Annotated in this window: 15 protein-coding genes; 8 read left to right on the forward strand and 7 right to left on the reverse strand. The window is 68.7% G+C overall.

The window, feature by feature from the left end; translation table 11 throughout:
- The first annotated feature begins 14 nt into the window (after nt 1–14).
- Nucleotides 15–1,154 (forward strand): DUF4192 domain-containing protein, encoded by a 1,140-nt coding sequence (locus FND50_RS16265; RefSeq protein WP_144286362.1) that lies wholly within the window; start codon nt 15–17, stop codon nt 1,152–1,154.
- A gap of 19 nt (nt 1,155–1,173) precedes the next feature.
- Here the strand turns inward: FND50_RS16265 and galE are convergent, their stop codons facing one another.
- Complete coding sequence (gene galE, locus FND50_RS16270) at nt 1,174–2,166, reverse strand: UDP-glucose 4-epimerase GalE (protein ID WP_005261105.1); 993 nt, start codon at nt 2,164–2,166, stop codon at nt 1,174–1,176.
- Between the two features lie 3 nt (nt 2,167–2,169).
- Nucleotides 2,170–2,862: a metal-dependent transcriptional regulator gene (locus FND50_RS16275; protein WP_005240804.1), complete on the reverse strand. Its 693-nt coding sequence runs from the start codon at nt 2,860–2,862 to the stop codon at nt 2,170–2,172.
- Between the two features lie 134 nt (nt 2,863–2,996).
- Between FND50_RS16275 and FND50_RS16280 the strand changes: the two genes are divergently transcribed.
- Together FND50_RS16280 and FND50_RS16285 are read left to right on the forward strand one after the other, a co-directional pair.
- Entirely contained in the window at nt 2,997–4,268 is a 1,272-nt protein-coding gene (locus FND50_RS16280; protein WP_005261104.1) for an acetoin utilization protein AcuC, read from the forward strand.
- A complete protein-coding gene (locus FND50_RS16285; RefSeq protein WP_144286363.1) occupies nt 4,261–7,023 on the forward strand; it encodes a bifunctional GNAT family N-acetyltransferase/acetate--CoA ligase family protein in 2,763 nt (920 codons plus the stop codon). The genes FND50_RS16280 and FND50_RS16285 overlap by 8 nt, the downstream gene beginning before the upstream one ends.
- Before the next feature lie 85 nt (nt 7,024–7,108).
- Here FND50_RS16285 and FND50_RS16290 read toward each other — a convergent pair whose 3' ends face one another.
- The 3 genes from FND50_RS16290 to FND50_RS16300 form a co-directional block, all read right to left on the reverse strand.
- Nucleotides 7,109–8,080 (reverse strand): sigma-70 family RNA polymerase sigma factor, encoded by a 972-nt coding sequence (locus FND50_RS16290; RefSeq protein WP_005261102.1) that lies wholly within the window; start codon nt 8,078–8,080, stop codon nt 7,109–7,111.
- A 166-nt stretch (nt 8,081–8,246) separates the two neighbouring features.
- On the reverse strand, nt 8,247–9,725 hold the full coding sequence (locus FND50_RS16295) for a methyltransferase (protein WP_144286364.1): 1,479 nt from the start codon (nt 9,723–9,725) through the stop codon (nt 8,247–8,249).
- A gap of 30 nt (nt 9,726–9,755) precedes the next feature.
- Nucleotides 9,756–10,115, reverse strand: coding sequence for a DUF3099 domain-containing protein (locus FND50_RS16300; RefSeq protein WP_005261100.1), 360 nt, complete (start codon nt 10,113–10,115; stop codon nt 9,756–9,758).
- 77 nt (nt 10,116–10,192) lie between these two features.
- Here FND50_RS16300 and FND50_RS16305 point away from each other — a divergent pair, with 77 nt between their 5' ends.
- Complete coding sequence (locus FND50_RS16305; RefSeq protein WP_005240826.1) at nt 10,193–10,429, forward strand: DUF3039 domain-containing protein; 237 nt, start codon at nt 10,193–10,195, stop codon at nt 10,427–10,429.
- Here FND50_RS16305 and FND50_RS16310 read toward each other — a convergent pair.
- The gene (locus tag FND50_RS16310) at nt 10,402–11,574 is read right to left on the reverse strand and encodes a YihY/virulence factor BrkB family protein (protein WP_186301293.1); all 1,173 of its coding nucleotides are present in this window, start codon (nt 11,572–11,574) and stop codon (nt 10,402–10,404) included. The genes FND50_RS16305 and FND50_RS16310 overlap by 28 nt on opposite strands.
- Before the next feature lie 255 nt (nt 11,575–11,829).
- Here FND50_RS16310 and FND50_RS16315 point away from each other — a divergent pair, with 255 nt between their 5' ends.
- Nucleotides 11,830–13,590 carry a DEAD/DEAH box helicase gene (locus FND50_RS16315; protein ID WP_144289077.1) on the forward strand — a complete coding sequence of 587 codons (1,761 nt, stop codon included), beginning with the start codon at nt 11,830–11,832 and terminating at the stop codon, nt 13,588–13,590.
- Nucleotides 13,591–13,699: 109 nt separating this feature from the next.
- Here the strand turns inward: FND50_RS16315 and FND50_RS16320 are convergent, their stop codons facing one another.
- Nucleotides 13,700–13,894 (reverse strand): hypothetical protein, encoded by a 195-nt coding sequence (locus FND50_RS16320; protein WP_005240831.1) that lies wholly within the window; start codon nt 13,892–13,894, stop codon nt 13,700–13,702.
- A 260-nt stretch (nt 13,895–14,154) separates the two neighbouring features.
- Here FND50_RS16320 and FND50_RS16325 point away from each other — a divergent pair, with 260 nt between their 5' ends.
- From FND50_RS16325 to FND50_RS16335, 3 genes are read left to right on the forward strand one after another with little or no spacing between them, the layout of a single operon-like run.
- Nucleotides 14,155–14,508, forward strand: coding sequence for a DUF952 domain-containing protein (locus FND50_RS16325; RefSeq protein ID WP_005261097.1), 354 nt, complete (start codon nt 14,155–14,157; stop codon nt 14,506–14,508).
- Between the two features lie 47 nt (nt 14,509–14,555).
- Nucleotides 14,556–15,038, forward strand: coding sequence for a cation:proton antiporter regulatory subunit (locus FND50_RS16330; protein WP_005240833.1), 483 nt, complete (start codon nt 14,556–14,558; stop codon nt 15,036–15,038).
- A gap of 7 nt (nt 15,039–15,045) precedes the next feature.
- Nucleotides 15,046–16,218 carry a cation:proton antiporter gene (locus FND50_RS16335; RefSeq protein ID WP_144286365.1) on the forward strand — a complete coding sequence of 391 codons (1,173 nt, stop codon included), beginning with the start codon at nt 15,046–15,048 and terminating at the stop codon, nt 16,216–16,218.
- Nucleotides 16,219–16,232: the final 14 nt, after the last annotated feature.

Consider the following 16,232-nt stretch of genomic DNA (forward strand, 5'->3'; position numbering starts at 1 on the left):
TCAGAGTCTGATGCATGACGACACCCGCATTCCCGCACGGTTCCGGTTTCTCCGACGATCCCGGCGGGGGACCGCCCCCGCACCAGCACACCGTCACGTTGTCCGCCCCGGGCGACCTTCTCGCCTCGGTTCCCGCACTGCTCGGATTCCGGCCCGCCCGCTCGATCGTGGCGGTGTGTCTGTCCGGGGAGCGCAACCCGTCGGTCGGAGCCGTCATGAGACACGACTTGGTCCTCAGCGGCGGCGACGTGCCGACCCCGCCGATGTACGCGGCGTTGGGTCAGTTTGCCACCGTCTGTGAGAGGGAGCAGGCCACCGGGGTGCTCCTGGTGCTCGTCGACGACCGCTTCACCGACGCGGCCGCGATCTCCCTGGACGAGCTGTCCGCGATCGTCGAAGAATTCGAAGAGCTCCTCGACTTCACACCGACCGAACTTCTCGACGTGTTCGTCACGGTGGAGATCGCGGCCGGCCGCGAATGGTTCAGCCTCCTCGGCGGCGGTGAGTGCGGAGCCCAGTCCGATCCGACGTCGTCCCGGGTCGCGCTCGCGCGGGTCGTCGAGGGCAGGGCCATCCGTTCTTCGCGCGAGGAGCTGGAAGCCACCATCGAGGTGGGCCCGGTGCTCGAACGGATGCAGATCGCCGCCCTCATCGAACGTGGCCGTCAATCATCGCTTCTGCGAAGGGAATTGGCAGCACGATCGGCCGCGCCGGAGCGTGGTCACCGTCTCGAACTCGAGCTCGTGCTGACACACGTCGCGCGGGTGTCGTCCGGGGAGCGGCTCCTCGCGCCGGAGTACGCGGAACTCGCGCTCGCACTGGAGAACGTCACCGTCCGGGACAGCGCGCTCGCTCTGGCCGTCGGCCCGTACGCCGACGACGCGGAGCAACTGTGGATTCTCCTCGCCCGCAACCTCCCGGATCCGGAACGCGCGAACCCGGCGGCGCTGCTCGGATACAGCGCCTACCTTCGTGGCGACGGGCCGTTCGCCGGCATCGCGCTGGCCGCCGCCCTGGACTCGGAGCCGGGGCACGTATTGGCCACCCTGCTCGACGGTGCACTGCACTCCGGACTCCGGCCGACCGAGGTGCGGGGCCTGGCCGACGTCGGTTACGAGCGAGCCGAAGCGATCGGTGTCGTGCTGCCCCGCTGAATCGCGGCCTGAGCGGGCGTCACCGGCGTGCCGCGTGCGACCGGTCGCCCAGCTCCTGCAGGTAGGCCCACGCGTCGGCGACGATCTCGTCGAGGTCGGTGTGCTCCGGCCGCCACCCGAGCTCCGCGATTGCACGATCACTCGACGCCACCAGTACGGCCGGATCGCCTGCCCGGCGCGGTGCGTCCTCGACCGCAATGGGGAGACCGGTGACCCGCGCGCACGCCGAGATGACTTCGCGCACACTGAAACCCGCACCGCTGCCGAGATTGTAGATGCGGTGCCTGCCCTCGATCGACGACTCCAGTGCCAGCACGTGCGCCTCGGCGAGGTCGAGCACATGGATGTAGTCGCGGATCGCCGTTCCGTCCGGAGTCGGCCAGTCGGTGCCGAAGATCGAGATCTTCTCCCGCTGACCGAGCGCCACCTGGAGCACGAGAGGAATCAAATGCGTTTCGACGACCCGGTTCTCGCCGGCCGACTTGTACGCTCCCGCGACGTTGAAGTACCGCAGGCTGGTCGCCGCGAGCGAATGGGCCACCGAGTACGACGTGATGGCATGGTCGATCGCGAGTTTCGTCGCCCCGTACGGATTGGTGGGACGGGTCGGATCGGCCTCCGTGATCGGCGAGTGCTCCGGCTCGCCGTACGTCGCGGCGGTCGACGAGAACACGAGTTTCCGTGTCCCCGAATGCCGCATGGCCTCGAGAAGCTCGAGCGTGGTGACGACGTTGCCGCGCCAGTACTTCTCCGGGTACTGGACGGACTCGCCGACGAGCGACTGCGCCGCGAAATGCAGGACGCCGTCGAAGCGGGGTGTGCCGCTCGTGCCGAGCACGTCCGACACCACCTCCGCGACGTCGCCCTCGACGAACTCGGCACCGAGCGGCACCGCGTCGGCGTTACCCGTGGACAGGTCGTCGATGATGACGACCTCGTGTCCGCGTTCGAGCAGGACCGTGCTACAGACGCTGCCGACGTAGCCGGCGCCGCCGGTGACCAGAAGTTTCATCGACTATCCCTGTACCTGCTTCACCTGGACGGCGTGTGCCATCTCCTCGGACAGATCGAACCCGCTGTGGCCGGGCACCGTGATGGTGACCGAACCGGGCTTGGTCTCGACGGTGACGCGCGCGTCCGGAACGACGCCCGCCTCGCGCAGCTGCCCGATGACGTCCGGATCCGACTGCACGTGCTCCGCGAGGCGCCGGACGACGACAGCGGTCGGCTTGCCGGGCGGCACGTCCGTGAGCCGGATGAGCGTCTCGGGGGCGTCGACCGGACGGTCCAGCCCGAGCAGCGCGAGCCCGGGAATAGGGTTGCCGTACGGCGAAGTAGTGGGGTTGTTGAGCACCTCCACGAGACGTCGCTCGACTTCCTCGCTCATGACGTGCTCCCAGCGGCACGCCTCCGCATGGACCTCTTCCCACTTGAGGCCGATGACGTCGACCAGCAGTCGTTCGGCGAGGCGGTGCTTGCGCATCACCGACACCGCGAGTTCGCGGCCCTTCTCCGTCAGTTCCAGGTGGCGGTCACCGGCGACCAGGAGGAGACCGTCACGCTCCATCCGGGCAACGGTCTGGCTGACCGTGGGACCGCTCTGCTCGAGTCGTTCGGCAATACGTGCTCGAAGTGGGACGACGCCCTCTTCTTCCAAGTCATAGATCGTCCGGAGGTACATCTCCGTGGTGTCGACCAGATCCTTCACACTCACACCCCTTCGTCTCGGTTGATTCTACCGGTGATTGCCCGCCACCGGCGCCGTCCGTCCCCGCAGCGCGTCGGTGCCGGTCGTGCCGGGGTCTGCTCGCACCCTCCGCGGGGGACCAGTAGCGTGAGTTCATGACCGCGTCGTTCAGTTCCGGGGAGGATTCGGCTGCACTGGTATCGCACCGTGCAGTCGTGTGGAGTCCGGACTATCTCAGTTATCGGTGGAGTGCGGACCACCCGATGAATCCCACCCGGCTCGAGCTGACCATGTCGCTCGCCCGCAGCCTCGGGATTCTCGAAGGGGTCGAACTGTTGCGGCCCGACGCCGCCTCGGACGCAGACCTGTTGCGGATCCACACTCCCGCGTACGTCGAAGCAGTCAAGCAGGCCGGGCACTCGGCGACGTCGGGTGTGCTCGGTGCGGACGCCCCGCACGGGCTCGGCACCGAGGACAATCCGGTCTTCCCCCAGATGCACGAGGCGAGCGCGATCCTCGCCGGCGGTTCCCTCGCCGCGGCGCAGGAGATCGCAGCGGGGCGCACACGCCGGGCGGTGAGCATCGGCGGTGGCATGCACCACGCGATGCCCGACTGGGCCTCCGGCTTCTGTGTGTACAACGATGTCGCCATTGCGATCTCCTGGCTGCTGGACCACGGTTTCGACCGGATCGCCTACATCGACGTCGACGCGCACCACGGGGACGGGGTCCAGCACGCGTTCGCGCACGACCCCCGGGTCCTGACGATCTCGCTCCACCAGCATCCGGCGACGCTCTGGCCCAACACAGGGTGGTCGAGCGAGGTCGGCGAGGGATCGGGGGAGGGCACCGCCGTCAACCTCCCCGTGCTGCCGGGCACCGTCGATGCGTTGTGGCTGCGCGGTTTCCACGCCGTCGTCCCGGGCGCACTCGCGTCGTTCCGGCCCCAGATCGTGATCAGCCAGTGCGGTGTCGACAGCCACCGCGAGGATCCGCTGGCCGACCTCGCCCTGACCGTCGACGGCCAGCGGGCCGCGTTCCTCGCGATGCGTGATCTCGCCGACCGCTACGCCGAAGGACGCTGGCTCGCCGTCGGCGGCGGCGGTTACGGCCTCGTCCGCGTCGTCCCGCGCGCGTGGACCCACCTCATCGCCGCCGCGCTCGACCGCGAGATCGACACGCGCCGTGCCGTACCCGAGGCCTGGCAGGAGCGGGCACACGCGCTCGCACCCAGCGTGGACCTGCCGGACACGATGGGCGACGGCGGCGAGGTCGACTACCGGCCCTGGGACGGTCCCGGCGGCACACCGGAAACCGGGATCCCCTCGGTCGATCGCGCCCTGACGCGGATCGACTCGGCCGTCATCGCCACTCGCCGCGCCTGCTTCCCGCTACTCGGACTCGACCCGGAGGATCCCCGTGACTGAGCCGACGGACGGCAGCGAGACCACCGACGGCATCCAGACGTCGGCGAGCGCGGAGACGTCGGGCGTCGCCGGGGCGGCGGTCAAGACCGAGGCGAAGGGGAAACCCGACGCCGCGCACAACTACCCGCGGCACTGGGTCGCCGACGTGCTGGCGGCGGACGGCGGAGCGGTGGCGTTACGGCCGATCGTGCCGGAGGACGCGGACAAACTCGTCGCGTTCCACGCGAAGCTTTCCGAACGCACCCGCTATCTGCGGTATTTCGGCCCCTACCCGACCATGTCGCAACGGGACATCGTTCATTTCACCACGGTCGATCACCACGACCGGGTGGCGTTCGTGGTGCTGCTCGGGGACGAGATCATCGCCGTCGGCCGGTACGAGCGGCTCATCGGCGAGGGGGACGGCAAGTCCGCGGAGGTGGCGTTCGTCGTCGCCGACGCGCATCAGGGCCGCGGACTCGGGCCCATCCTGCTCGAGCATCTCGCCGCGGCGGCCGCGGAGAACGGCCTGACGATGTTCGTCGCCGAGGTTCTCGCCGAGAACCGGAACATGGTGACGGTGTTCCGCGAGGCGGGATATCAGGTGAGCCGCAGCTTCGAGGGCGGAGTACTCAAGCTCGAGTTCGCGATCGACCCCACCGAAGCGATGGTGTCCGTGCGCAATTCCCGCGAGCGGGCCGCCGAGGCGCGCAGCATGCGCAACGTGCTCAGTCCGCGGTCGGTCGCGGTGATCGGTGCGTCCACCGACCGGGCGAAGGTCGGCAACGCCGTGCTGACCAACCTGCTGCGGGCGGGATTCACCGGCCCGGTGTACCCGGTCAACGCCGAGCACCGTTCGGTCCACGGAGTGCGGGCATACCCGTCGGTCCGCGACATCCCCGACGAGGTGGATCTCGCCGTCGTCGCGGTACCCGCCGAGTCGATCAACGCCGTCCTCGACGACTGCCTGGACAAGGGGGTCAAGGCACTCGTCGTCGTGTCGTCGGGATTCAGCGAAACCGGGCTGGACGGACGGCAGTCCGAACGTCGCCTCGTCCACGCCGCCCGAGCGCACGGGATGCGGCTGATCGGTCCCAACGCGCTCGGTGTGGCCAACAACGACAGCGAGGTCTCGTTGAACGCCACCCTCGCACCGGTGCTGCCCAGCCCGGGCAACGTCGGATTCTTCTGCCAGTCCGGCGCACTCGGCATCGCGATCCTCGACGAGGCCGCGCGGAGCCGAATCGGATTGTCCGCCTTCGTCTCCGCGGGAAACCGCGCCGACGTCTCCGGCAACGACCTCCTGCAGTACTGGGATTCGGATCCGGCCACCGAGGTGGTGCTGCTGTACCTGGAGAGCTTCGGCAACCCCCGCAAGTTCTCGCGCATCGCGCGCCGGGTGGCGCGGAACAAGCCGATCGTCGCGGTCAAGAGCGGCAGGCACGCCGTCCCGCCCGCATTGGCGGCCAGCGGTGGCGAGATGGACGATTCGATCGTCCGCGCCCTCTTCGAGCAGGCCGGTGTCGTGCAGGTCGGGTCGATCTCCCAGCTGTTCGACTGTGCGCTGCTGTTCGGATATCAGCCGCTGCCCGCGGGACCCCGGCTCGCCGTGGTCGGGAACTCCACCGCCCTCGGTGTGCTCGCCGCGGATGCGGCACGCAGTGAGGGTCTGCAGGTCGGCGACCCCGTCGACCTCGGTCCCCAGGCCGGTCCCGAGGAGTTCGCGGCGGCCGTGCGGACAGCGCTCACGTCCTTCGATGTCGATTCGGTGATCGCCGTGTTCGTACCACCGGTCGCCGTTCCCGTCGAACCCTATGCCCAGGCGCTGCGGGAGGCGGTGCGGGACGCCGACAAACCCGTCCTCACGACGTTCCTCGCGGCGGAGGGTGTGCCCGACGTCCTGGCGGTCCGTGGTGAGGACGGGCACCCGACGCGCGGTTCGGTTCCCTCCTATCCCGGTCCGGAACGCGCGGCGCTGGCACTGGCACGCGCCTGGCGGTACTCGGCGTGGAAGAGCAAACCGTCCTCGAAAGTGGTGCGCCCCAATGGGATCGATCCGGAGCGGGCGAAAACGATGGTCGACGGCTGGCTGGGGACGTCGTCCGGACGCTGGCTGTCGGACTTCGAGGCATCGCAACTCCTCGCGTGCTACGGCGTGAATGTCGTGGAATTCCGTTCCGCCACCACCGAAGACGAGGCCGTGCAGGCCGCCGAGGAATTGGGGTACCCGGTCGCGGTGAAGGCGACGGGGGAGCAGTGGCGGCACCGGCCGGACCTCGGTGGCGTCCGCCTCGATCTGGTCGGGCCCGATTCGGTCCGCTGGGCCTACCGCGACCTCGCCGCCGCGTCCGGTGAACCGCTACTCCACGTGCAGCGGATGGCCACGAAGGGAATCGGCTGTGTGGTGGGCGTCCAGGACGACCCGTCGTTCGGCTCGCTCATCTCGTTCGGGCTCGCCGGCGTGATCTCCGACCTCCTCGGCGACCGCGCCTACCGGGTCCTGCCCCTCACCGAGGACGCCGCAACGGAACTGATCGACGCACCGAAAGCCGCACCGCTGCTGTCCGGCTACCGCAGCGCGGTCCCGGTGAACAAATCGGCTCTCGTCGACCTCGTGCAGCGGATCTCGGCTCTCGCGGACGACCTCCCGGAGGTGCGGGAACTGGCCTGCGAACCCGTGCTCGCATCGGCCGAGGGCGCGCAGATCACCGATTCGCGTGTTCGGATCGGCCCGGAGCCCAGCGTCGCCGACCTCGGGCCCCGCCGCCTTCGCTGACCGGTCACCCGGCCTCGCAGACAGCGCAACGCCGGTGCCGGTCGCGTACGACCGGCACCGGCGCTGATTCCGGTGGAGGTTCTCGTCAGCTCGCGTAGGAGCGCAACCGCTCGGCGCGGTCGCCCTGACGCAGCTTGCCCATCACTTCGCGCTCGATCTGGCGGACCCGCTCGCGGGAGAGCCCGAAGAGCTTGCCGATCTGGTCGAGAGTGCGCGGCTGACCGTCGTCGAGACCGTAACGCAGCCGGATGACCTGCTGCTCACGCTCGTCGAGGGTGGCCAGCACGCTGCGCACGTCGCTGTGCAGGAGACCGGCGATCACGGCGTTCTCCGCCGACGTGGCCTCGGAATCCTCGATGAAGTCGCCCAGGGGAGCTTCCTCGTCGTTGCCGACCGGCATGTCGAGGCTCACCGGGTCGCGGCTGTGGTCGAGGAGATCCGCGATCTTGTGCGCCGGGATGCCCGACTCCTCGGCCAGCTCGTCGTCCGTCGCCTCACGCCCGAGCTGCTGATGCAGCTCACGCTTGATACGGGCCAGCTTGTTGACCTGCTCCACGAGGTGCACTGGGAGCCGGATCGTCCGGCTCTGGTCGGCCATGCCGCGGGTGATCGCCTGACGAATCCACCAGGTGGCGTACGTCGAGAACTTGAACCCCTTCGCGTAGTCGAACTTCTCCATCGCGCGGATCAGACCCAGGTTGCCCTCCTGGATGAGGTCCAGCAGGGGCATGCCGCGTCCGGTGTACCGCTTGGCGAGCGAGACGACGAGCCGCAGGTTGGCCTCGAGGAGGTGTGCGCGGGCTGACTGTCCTTCACGGACGACCGTCGCGAGGTCGCGCTTCTTGGCGGGAGAGAGTCGCTTCCCGGTCTCCAGGATGTGCGCGGCGTACAGCCCAGCCTCGATTCGCTTGGACAGTTCTACCTCGTCTGCGGCCGTCAGCAGAGCTGTGCGGCCGATTCCGTTCAGGTAGACCCGGACCAGGTCGGCAGCGGGGCTCTGGGCGTCCAGATCGGCAGCGCTGGGGCGAATGCGAGTAGTGGTGCTGGGGCTTGTCATGACTTGCCTCCTCATCGGTGGTGTCTCATATGGATCAACGCACCGAAGGCCTGGGAAAGTTCCCGGCCGGTAATTTGTGAAGGCGCTGTGACCTGCGGGTTCCTCGATTCAGTCCTGAGAAGTTGCTGAGAACACGTATAAGGGGCACGGATCGGGAACCCGGCGGCTACGCGGGAAGCACGAGTCCGTGCCGGACGAGAGCGTGCACGAGCGGCACGGCCGACTGCGCGAGTTCCTCGGCGTCGACGCCGTGGGCGGCGGCGAGAAGCTCGATCAGTTCGCCCAGCACGAGGCCGTCGCCGCGCATGCCCGCGACGAGCGAGGCGACGAGATCGTCGACCTCGTGCTGCCACGCCGGGCCGTTCCCCCGGTGCAGCCGGGCGACCACCTGGTTCCATCCCTCGTCGCCGGGCAGGAACACCCGCTCCAGGGCGGTGCTCTCCTCCACACGGAAACGCGCGGTGAGCACGTCGTGGTCGCGCAGCCACGCCACCCGCTCGAAGTACGCGAGCGCCTCCGCGCCCAAGGGGTCGCTGAAGCCGTGGGTGAGATCCTCCGCCATCAGATCGGTGGGTGCGTCGGTCCGGCGCAGGTAGACGAACCCGAAGCCGACCCCCTCGACGTTGGCGCTCGCGAGGTGATCCAGCCAGTCCTCGGCAATGGTCGCGGTGGCCGGGTCCCGGGTGTCGAGGCCGCCGTCCCGCATCCAGGTGCCGACGTAGAGGGCCGGGTCCGCGACATCCCGCTGCACCACCCACGCATCGATCCCGTGGGCGGGAAGCCAGGAGGCCACCCGGGCGCGCCAGTCCTCGCCCTCGACGTGGATCCAGGACGCCAGCAGCGCCGCGGTGCCGCCGGGCGCGAGATAGTCGGCCACGCGGGAGATCATCAGCTCACTCGCGCCGTCGAGGTCGAGTCCGGAGTCGCGGTAGGTGTGACCCACCCGGGCGCGGCTGACGACGAACGGCGGATTGGCCACGACCTGATCGAACGTGCGACCCTCGACCGGATCGAACCACGACCCGGCGAGCAGTTCCATCTCTTCCTCGTTGAGTGCCGCCGTGACGGCCGCCAGATCGACGGCACGGACGTTCAGGTCCGTGGCCGTGACCGAGTCGGCGTAGGACGCGCCGTGCAGGGCCTGGATGCCGCAACCGGTCCCGACGTCGAGCAGCGTCCCGACCGGCGCGGTCGGGGTGGCCTGCAGCAGCGACAGCGACGCGTGCCCGACGCCGATGACGTGGTCGACGGGGGTCTCGCGGGGGCGGAGTGAGCCGTCGAGGTCGGAGAGCACCCAGCGGTTGCCCCCGCCGATGTCCATCGGACGGAGATCGAGGGCCGCCCGGACGACGTCGCCGTCGGATTCGAGCAGGCCGGCCGCCACGGCGTCCTCGACCGGCAGCGGGGACAGCGCCGCGGCCACCTCACCGACGGGACAGTCGTCGGTGAGAAGGAACAGGCGGATCAGGCTGCCGAGTTCGCCGCAGGCCGCGCTGGCCCGGCGTACCGGGACCGGCTCGTTGCGGCTCAGCGCCGCATGGACCTCGGGGCCCAGCGCATCGAGCAGGGTGTCCGTGTCGTACCGGTTGCGGCGGAGGGCCGCACGCAGAGAGGGGCAGATCGACAGCAGCTCGTCACGGTTCACCCGTGCATTGTTGCAGCACGCCCGACTGTGTCAGCCCTCGATCGTGTGGTGCGGCGGCGCGGGCAGCGCGGTGGACGGCGACTCGCGGTGGTCGTACCGGCTGGGCTCGTCCTTGGTCCGCGGCGGGCGGTCGTTGGCGATGAGAACCGCGATCCACGGCAGCGGGATCGACACACCGATGATCGCCATCGAGATCCACGGGTTCTCCCAGATGCCGTACGCCACCGCCGCGAAGATCAGCGCGGGGAACCGGAAGGACATGATGAGAAGGTACTTGCGGACACGGGCGCGATGTTGATCCTCGATGGATCGCGCCGCCTCGGTGATGAGAACCGGATTGCTCGGGGAGCCGGCGTCGTGGGACCCACCGAACCCTGCACTTCGTGCCATGACTCCACTGTTCCACTGTCGGGCGGCAAATGCACACAGGGGGTGGGTTCGTCGGCCGGTTGCGGCATTATTGAGGGGTGAGCACTCAAACCAAGGAACGGCCCGACGTCACCACCGACGAGTCGACCGATGACGACACTCCCAAATTCTTCCACTACGTCAAGAAGAACAAGATCGCGGAGAGCGCCGTCATGGGCACTCACGTCGTCGCGTTGTGCGGCGAAGTGTTTCCGGTGACGAAGTCCGCGAAGCCGGGATCGCCGGTCTGCCCCGACTGCAAGAAGATCTACGAAGGATTACGCAAGGGCGACTGACGCTTCACCGGCGCTCGTCGCACACCCGGTGGCTCGGGAGGTTCTCGTACCGGGCCGTCGGGCTCGTCGTCGTTCCCGTGCTCCGGCTCGCCCGCATCCGGACGGGCACGGTCGCCGACGACCTTGATCGGACCGGTGGCGATGCGACGTGTGAGGCTGGTCACCGGACCCGTCGACGGCGAACTCTCGGCCTGTGCGGCGATCCAATCCCGCATCTGGTCGATGCGGGTGGCACGGGCGGGCCAGAACTCCTGGACGGTGGCGTTGAACTCGGCGCCGAGCACCACCGCGAAACCCAGGAAGAACGTGAACAGCAGGAACGCGATCGGCGTGGCCAGCGCCCCGTACGTGTATCCGGTTCCGGCCACCCAGGAGAGGTAGCGGCGCAGGCAGGTGCTCGCGCCGAGGAAGAACACCCCCGCCACGAGCGCGCCGCCGAGCAGCCGGTGCCAGGGCAGCGACCGGGGCAGTGCCACCTTGTACAGCGTCGTCAGGCCCACGATGAGCAACAGGCCCACGCCGGGGTAGTAGAACGTGTCGACGATCTCCGTCCCGATCGTGCGCCACGCCTCCGGGAGCACCCTGCCGACGAGCGTCGGCCCCAGCGCGACCAGCGGCAGGGTGAACACGGCGAGGATCAGGAACATCACGTAGAGCAGCAACGCGAACACGCGCTGCCACACCGGATGCCGCGCCTCCTGCTGGCCGTGGGCCTCGACGATCGAGTCCACGAACGTGGAAATGGCGGAGGAGCCGGCCCACAGGGACAGCAGGAAGCTCAGTGACACGATCTCGGGGCGCCCACGTTCGAGTACGTCGCCGACGGTGGGGCGGATGATCTGTTCGACGACGCTGTCGCTGAACACCGTCCCGCTGAAGTTGATGATCTTCGACTGGATGATGTCGACGGTGTCGGGCCCGAACCAGCCGCCGACGTAGCCGAGCATTCCGAGGAGCCCCAGCAGGAGCGGAGGCAGCGACAGTGTCTGCCAGAACGCCGCCGTGGCCGCCTTTCCGAAGATCGAATCATCCCAGGCCTTGCTCGCTGTGCGACCGATCACGCTCAGTGCACGACGTAGCGGATGCCACCCGGACCGGGGTGGGTCACCGCCACTCTGCGGCGTTGTCGAGGGTGTTTCGGTCATGATGTTTCCAGCATCCCTGACGACACGCCCGGTTGCCCACCGCTGCTGTCCTCGTGTCGCGACAAATCTGTCACTATCGGAACTCGCGAATGCGGTCCGCGTCGGATCCGGACGCTAGGCTCCTTGACGGACAGCGCCTTCGGGTCTGGACCCGGACATGTCGATCGAATACCGAGGAGTGCGAGCAAACAGTGCCATGCCAGCGGAGGGCAGCCCGTGAGTGCTGAGACAGTGGGCTCCCAGTCGGCGCCGAGAATGGAAACCGAGGCAGCGCAGATCGTGGGCACCGAGGCCTACCTCGCACAGACCGAACCTGCCAGACCCGCAGGATCACTGCGCGCCTGGCAGCGTCGTGCGCTGACGAAGTATCTGTCGACCGGACCGCAGGACTTCCTCGCGGTCGCGACGCCGGGCGCCGGTAAGACCACGTTCGCGCTGCGGGTCGCGTCGGAGTTGCTGCGCGACCGCACCGTCGATCAGGTGACCGTGGTCGCACCGACCGAGCACCTCAAGCACCAGTGGGCCGAGTCCGCTGCGCGCAACGGCATCGCGCTGGACTCGTACTTCTCGAACTCGACCGGGCAGACCTCCAGCGACTACCAGGGTGTCGTGGTGACGTACGCGCAGGTCGCCTCCCACCCGTTCAAGCACCGGGTCCGCACCGAGAGCCGCCGCACGCTGGTCATCCTCGACGAGATCCACCACGGTGGCGACGCCAAGAGCTGGGGTGACGCCATCCGGGAGGCGTTCGGTGACGCCACCCGCCGCCTCGCCCTGACCGGTACGCCGTTCCGCAGCGACGACAGTGCGATCCCGTTCGTGACATACGAACCCGATCGCGAGGGTCTGATGCGCTCGAAGGCGGATCACTCCTACGGGTACTCGGACGCCCTCGCGGACGGCGTCGTCCGGCCCGTAGTGTTCCTCGCCTACTCCGGCGAGGCACGCTGGCGGAACAACGCGGGCGAGGAGTTCTCCGCGCGACTCGGTGAGCCGCTCAGTGCGGAGCAGACGGCCCGGGCGTGGCGGACGGCCCTGGACCCGTCGGGCGACTGGATTCCCGCGGTCCTGCACGCCGCCGACACCCGGCTCGGCCAGCTGCGCACGGGCGGAATGCCCGACGCCGGAGGTCTCGTGATCGCCACCGACCAGACCGTGGCCCGTGCGTACGCGCAGACCCTGACGGCGGTCACCGGGGAAGACCCGGTCGTGGTGCTCTCCGACGACCCCACGGCGTCCAAGCGGATCGCCGAGTTCGGGGCGAGCACCCAGAAGTGGATGGTCGCCGTCCGCATGGTGTCGGAAGGCGTCGACGTTCCCCGCCTGGCCGTCGGTGTGTACGCCACCAGTGCGTCCACCCCGCTCTATTTCGCGCAGGCGATCGGGCGTTTCGTGCGGTCCCGTCGCAAGGGCGAGACCGCGAGCGTGTTCCTCCCGTCGGTTCCGGTGCTGCTCGACCTGGCCAGCCAGCTCGAGGCGCAGCGCGACCACGTGCTCGGCAAGCCCCATCGGGAGAAGGACGGCTTCGACGACGATCTTCTCGCCGACGCGAACAAGCAGAAGGACGAGCTCGGCGAAGAGGAGAAGGCGTTCACCTCGCTCGGCGCGGACGCCGAGCTCGACCAGGTGATCTACGACGGGTCGTCCTTCGGGACGGCGACGTTCTCGGGCTCCGACGAGGAGGCCGACTACCTGGGTCTGCCCGGACTGCTCGACGCCGATCAGATGCGCGCGCTGCTCCGTCAGCGTCAGTCGGAGCAGCTGGACAAGCAGGAGCCCGCCCCCGCGCCCGTGCACACGCCCGTGCCCCAGGTCGCGGACCGGGTGGCCGCCGCCGGACAGCTCGCGCAGCTGCGCCGGGAACTGAACAGTCTCGTCGCGATGCACCACCACCGGACCGGCAAGCCGCACGGCACCATCCACGGCGAACTGCGTCGCGTCTGCGGGGGCCCGCCCACGGCGATCGCCACCGTCGAGCAGCTCACCGAGCGGATCTCCACCCTGCGACAGTGGTGACCGCCGTCACTCGGTGACGCGAACGTAAAGAGAGACCGGCGAGTGCATCGCACTCGCCGGTCTCTTCGCTGAATAGGTGAGCCTGGGACGGGTCACCCGGGCTGACGTATCAGATTGCAGCTTCGGCTTCGGACACGATCGTGGCGTTCATCTCGCGAAGGCGGTCTGCGTGCTCGTTGGCGTGGTGACCGCAGAAGAGCAACTCTCCTCCGGTCGGAAGTACCGCGCGAACGCGGGCTCCCGCACCGCACCGGTCGCACCGGTCGGCTGCGGTCAACGGGGGGCTGGTCAGTGTTCCGGGCATGACTCCTCCGTACTGGCTTCGACTGACGCCGAGTGCCTGGGGCCTTGGTCCGCCGCGTCGGGGGTGGCGCGGTGGATCTACTCTGTCAGACGTTTGGGGTTTACGCGTTGTTCCCATCGGCGTTTCTCAGTGTTGCATCACACACGAAACCCGCCGGAAACGCCCAGTCAGGGGCGTGACGAGCGCAGATGTGAACAGACCGCGCGGTCCGAGTTCGCTGACAGCTGATTCGTTCCGAAGCGTGACGCTAGTCTCACCGTGTGAAATCCGAAGACCAGCTGGTCCACATCTGCAGTCGCGAGGAATGGCGCACCGCGGAACGCGAAGGCAGTCGAGTGCCCGCGACGTTCGCCGCGGACGGTTTCGTGCACCTCTCGACGCCGGCCCAGGTGCATCTGCCCGCCAACAGGTTGTTCGCTGGGCGTACGGACCTCGTCCTGCTGAGGCTCGACCCCGCCGCGCTCGGTGCGCCGGTGAGGTGGGAGCCGGGCGTGCCGGCGGATCCGGCGTCGATGCTGTTCCCACACCTGTACGGGACGCTGCCCGTCACGGCGGTCACCGCGGTCGAGGATTACCGCCCCGACGCCGACGGAATGTTCCCGGCCCGGCACTGACGCGAGCCTTCCGCGGTTGGTCACACCGACCGGTCTACCGTGGAGGCATGAACGTTGAAGTGACGCCACTACCGGGTATCGGGGTGCGTAAGGACTTCGAACTCGCCGCCGGTCGCCGCATCGGTGTCATCACCCACCGCGACGGTCGCACCGATCTGATCGTCTCGAAGGCCGACGATCCCGATGCGTGCGCTGCGTCCGTGCCGCTCACCACCGAGGAGGCGGCAGTCCTCAGCAACCTGCTGGGAGCACCGCAACTGGTGGCGCAGCTGGAGGAGGAGCACCGGGACCTGCCCGGAATCCGCACCAAGCAGCTCTACATCAAGGAGGACTCCCGGTTCGACGGCCGCCCGCTCGGTGACACGGCGATGCGCACCCGCACCGGAGTCTCGATCGTCGCGGTCATGCGGGCCGGTCAGGTGTACCCGTCACCGAAGCCCGATTTCCTGCTCACCTCCGGCGACCTCCTGGTCGCCGTCGGAACCACAGACGGACTGGACGCGTCAGCCAAGCTCCTGGCCAACGGCTGACGGTCCCGTGAACACCACTACGCTCGCGCTCATCGAATTGGGCGCGGTGTTCTTCGCGCTCGGATTGCTGGGCCGTCTGGCAGCTCAGTTCGGCATGTCGCCGATCCCGTTCTATCTCCTCGGCGGACTCTGCTTCGGCAGCGGCGGCTTCGTCAATCTCGGCGACATCAGCGAGTTCAGCCACCTGGCGGCCGAGATCGGCGTGGTTCTTCTCCTGCTTCTGCTGGGGCTGGAATACACGGCGTCGGAACTCGTCACCGGGTTGCGACGGTCGTGGATGGCCGGGGTCGTGGACGCCGTCCTCAACGCCGTGCCCGGAGCGGTCGTAGCACTGATGCTGGGGTGGGGACCCACCGGCGCGGTCGTGATGGCCGGCGTCACCTACATCTCGTCGTCGGGCATCATCGCGAAGGTGCTGAGCGACCTGGGTCGGCTCGGTAACCGCGAAACGCCGGTCGTGCTCTCGATTCTCGTGTTCGAGGATCTCGCGATGGCCGTGTACCTGCCCATTCTGACGGCTCTGCTCGCCGGGGTCAGTTTCGCCGGTGGACTCGAGGCGGTGGGTATCTCCCTCGTCGTCATCTCGGTCGTCCTCGTGATCGCCCTGCGGTACGGCCGCTACGTGTCCGCCCTGCTGGACAGCCCGGACAGCGAGACGCTGCTCCTGAAACTGCTCGGCGCCGCGCTCCTCGTCGCGGGGATCAGCTCGGCGATGCAGGTCTCGGCCGCCGTGGGGGCGTTCCTCCTGGGAATCGCGATCTCGGGAACGACCGCCCACAACGCGAGCCGCGTCCTCGAACCGCTCCGCGATCTGTTCGCCGCGATGTTCTTCGTGGTGTTCGGACTCAACACCGACCCCCGGGCGATTCCACCGGTTCTCGGCTGGGCCGTCCTGCTCGCCGTCGTCACCGCGCTGACGAAGATGGTCACCGGCGCCTGGGCGGCGAAACAGCAGGGCGTCGGGCGGCTGGGCCGGGCCCGGGCGGGGGTCGCGCTGATCGCGCGCGGCGAGTTCTCCATCGTCATCGCAGGCCTGGCATTGTCGGCCGGAGCGGTGGAGAGCGAACTCGTGGCACTCGCCACCGCGTATGTCCTTCTGATGGCCGTCATCGGCCCGGTGGCGGCACGGGTGGTCGAACCGGTGGCAGGGGCCTGGATCCGGGTCCGCACCAGCGCGTAGCGGGCCGTAGGCGG

It is taken from the genome of Rhodococcus sp. WB9, from assembly GCF_007558985.1.
Lineage (GTDB): Bacteria > Actinomycetota > Actinomycetes > Mycobacteriales > Mycobacteriaceae > Rhodococcus_F > Rhodococcus_F opacus.

What these genes read in the sequence shown, in the direction of transcription:
- FND50_RS16315 (WP_144289077.1), top strand. Translation starts at nt 11,830, where the DNA reads ATGGAAACCGAGGCAGCGCAGATCGTGGGCACCGAGGCCTACCTCGCA.
- FND50_RS16300 (WP_005261100.1), bottom strand. Translation starts at nt 10,115, where the DNA reads ATGGCACGAAGTGCAGGGTTCGGTGGGTCCCACGACGCCGGCTCCCCG.
- FND50_RS16330 (WP_005240833.1), top strand. Translation starts at nt 14,556, where the DNA reads ATGAACGTTGAAGTGACGCCACTACCGGGTATCGGGGTGCGTAAGGAC.
- FND50_RS16310 (WP_186301293.1), bottom strand. Translation starts at nt 11,574, where the DNA reads ATGACCGAAACACCCTCGACAACGCCGCAGAGTGGCGGTGACCCACCC.
- FND50_RS16290 (WP_005261102.1), bottom strand. Translation starts at nt 8,080, where the DNA reads ATGACAAGCCCCAGCACCACTACTCGCATTCGCCCCAGCGCTGCCGAT.
- FND50_RS16265 (WP_144286362.1), top strand. Translation starts at nt 15, where the DNA reads ATGACGACACCCGCATTCCCGCACGGTTCCGGTTTCTCCGACGATCCC.
- FND50_RS16280 (WP_005261104.1), top strand. Translation starts at nt 2,997, where the DNA reads ATGACCGCGTCGTTCAGTTCCGGGGAGGATTCGGCTGCACTGGTATCG.
- galE (WP_005261105.1), bottom strand. Translation starts at nt 2,166, where the DNA reads ATGAAACTTCTGGTCACCGGCGGCGCCGGCTACGTCGGCAGCGTCTGT.
- FND50_RS16320 (WP_005240831.1), bottom strand. Translation starts at nt 13,894, where the DNA reads ATGCCCGGAACACTGACCAGCCCCCCGTTGACCGCAGCCGACCGGTGC.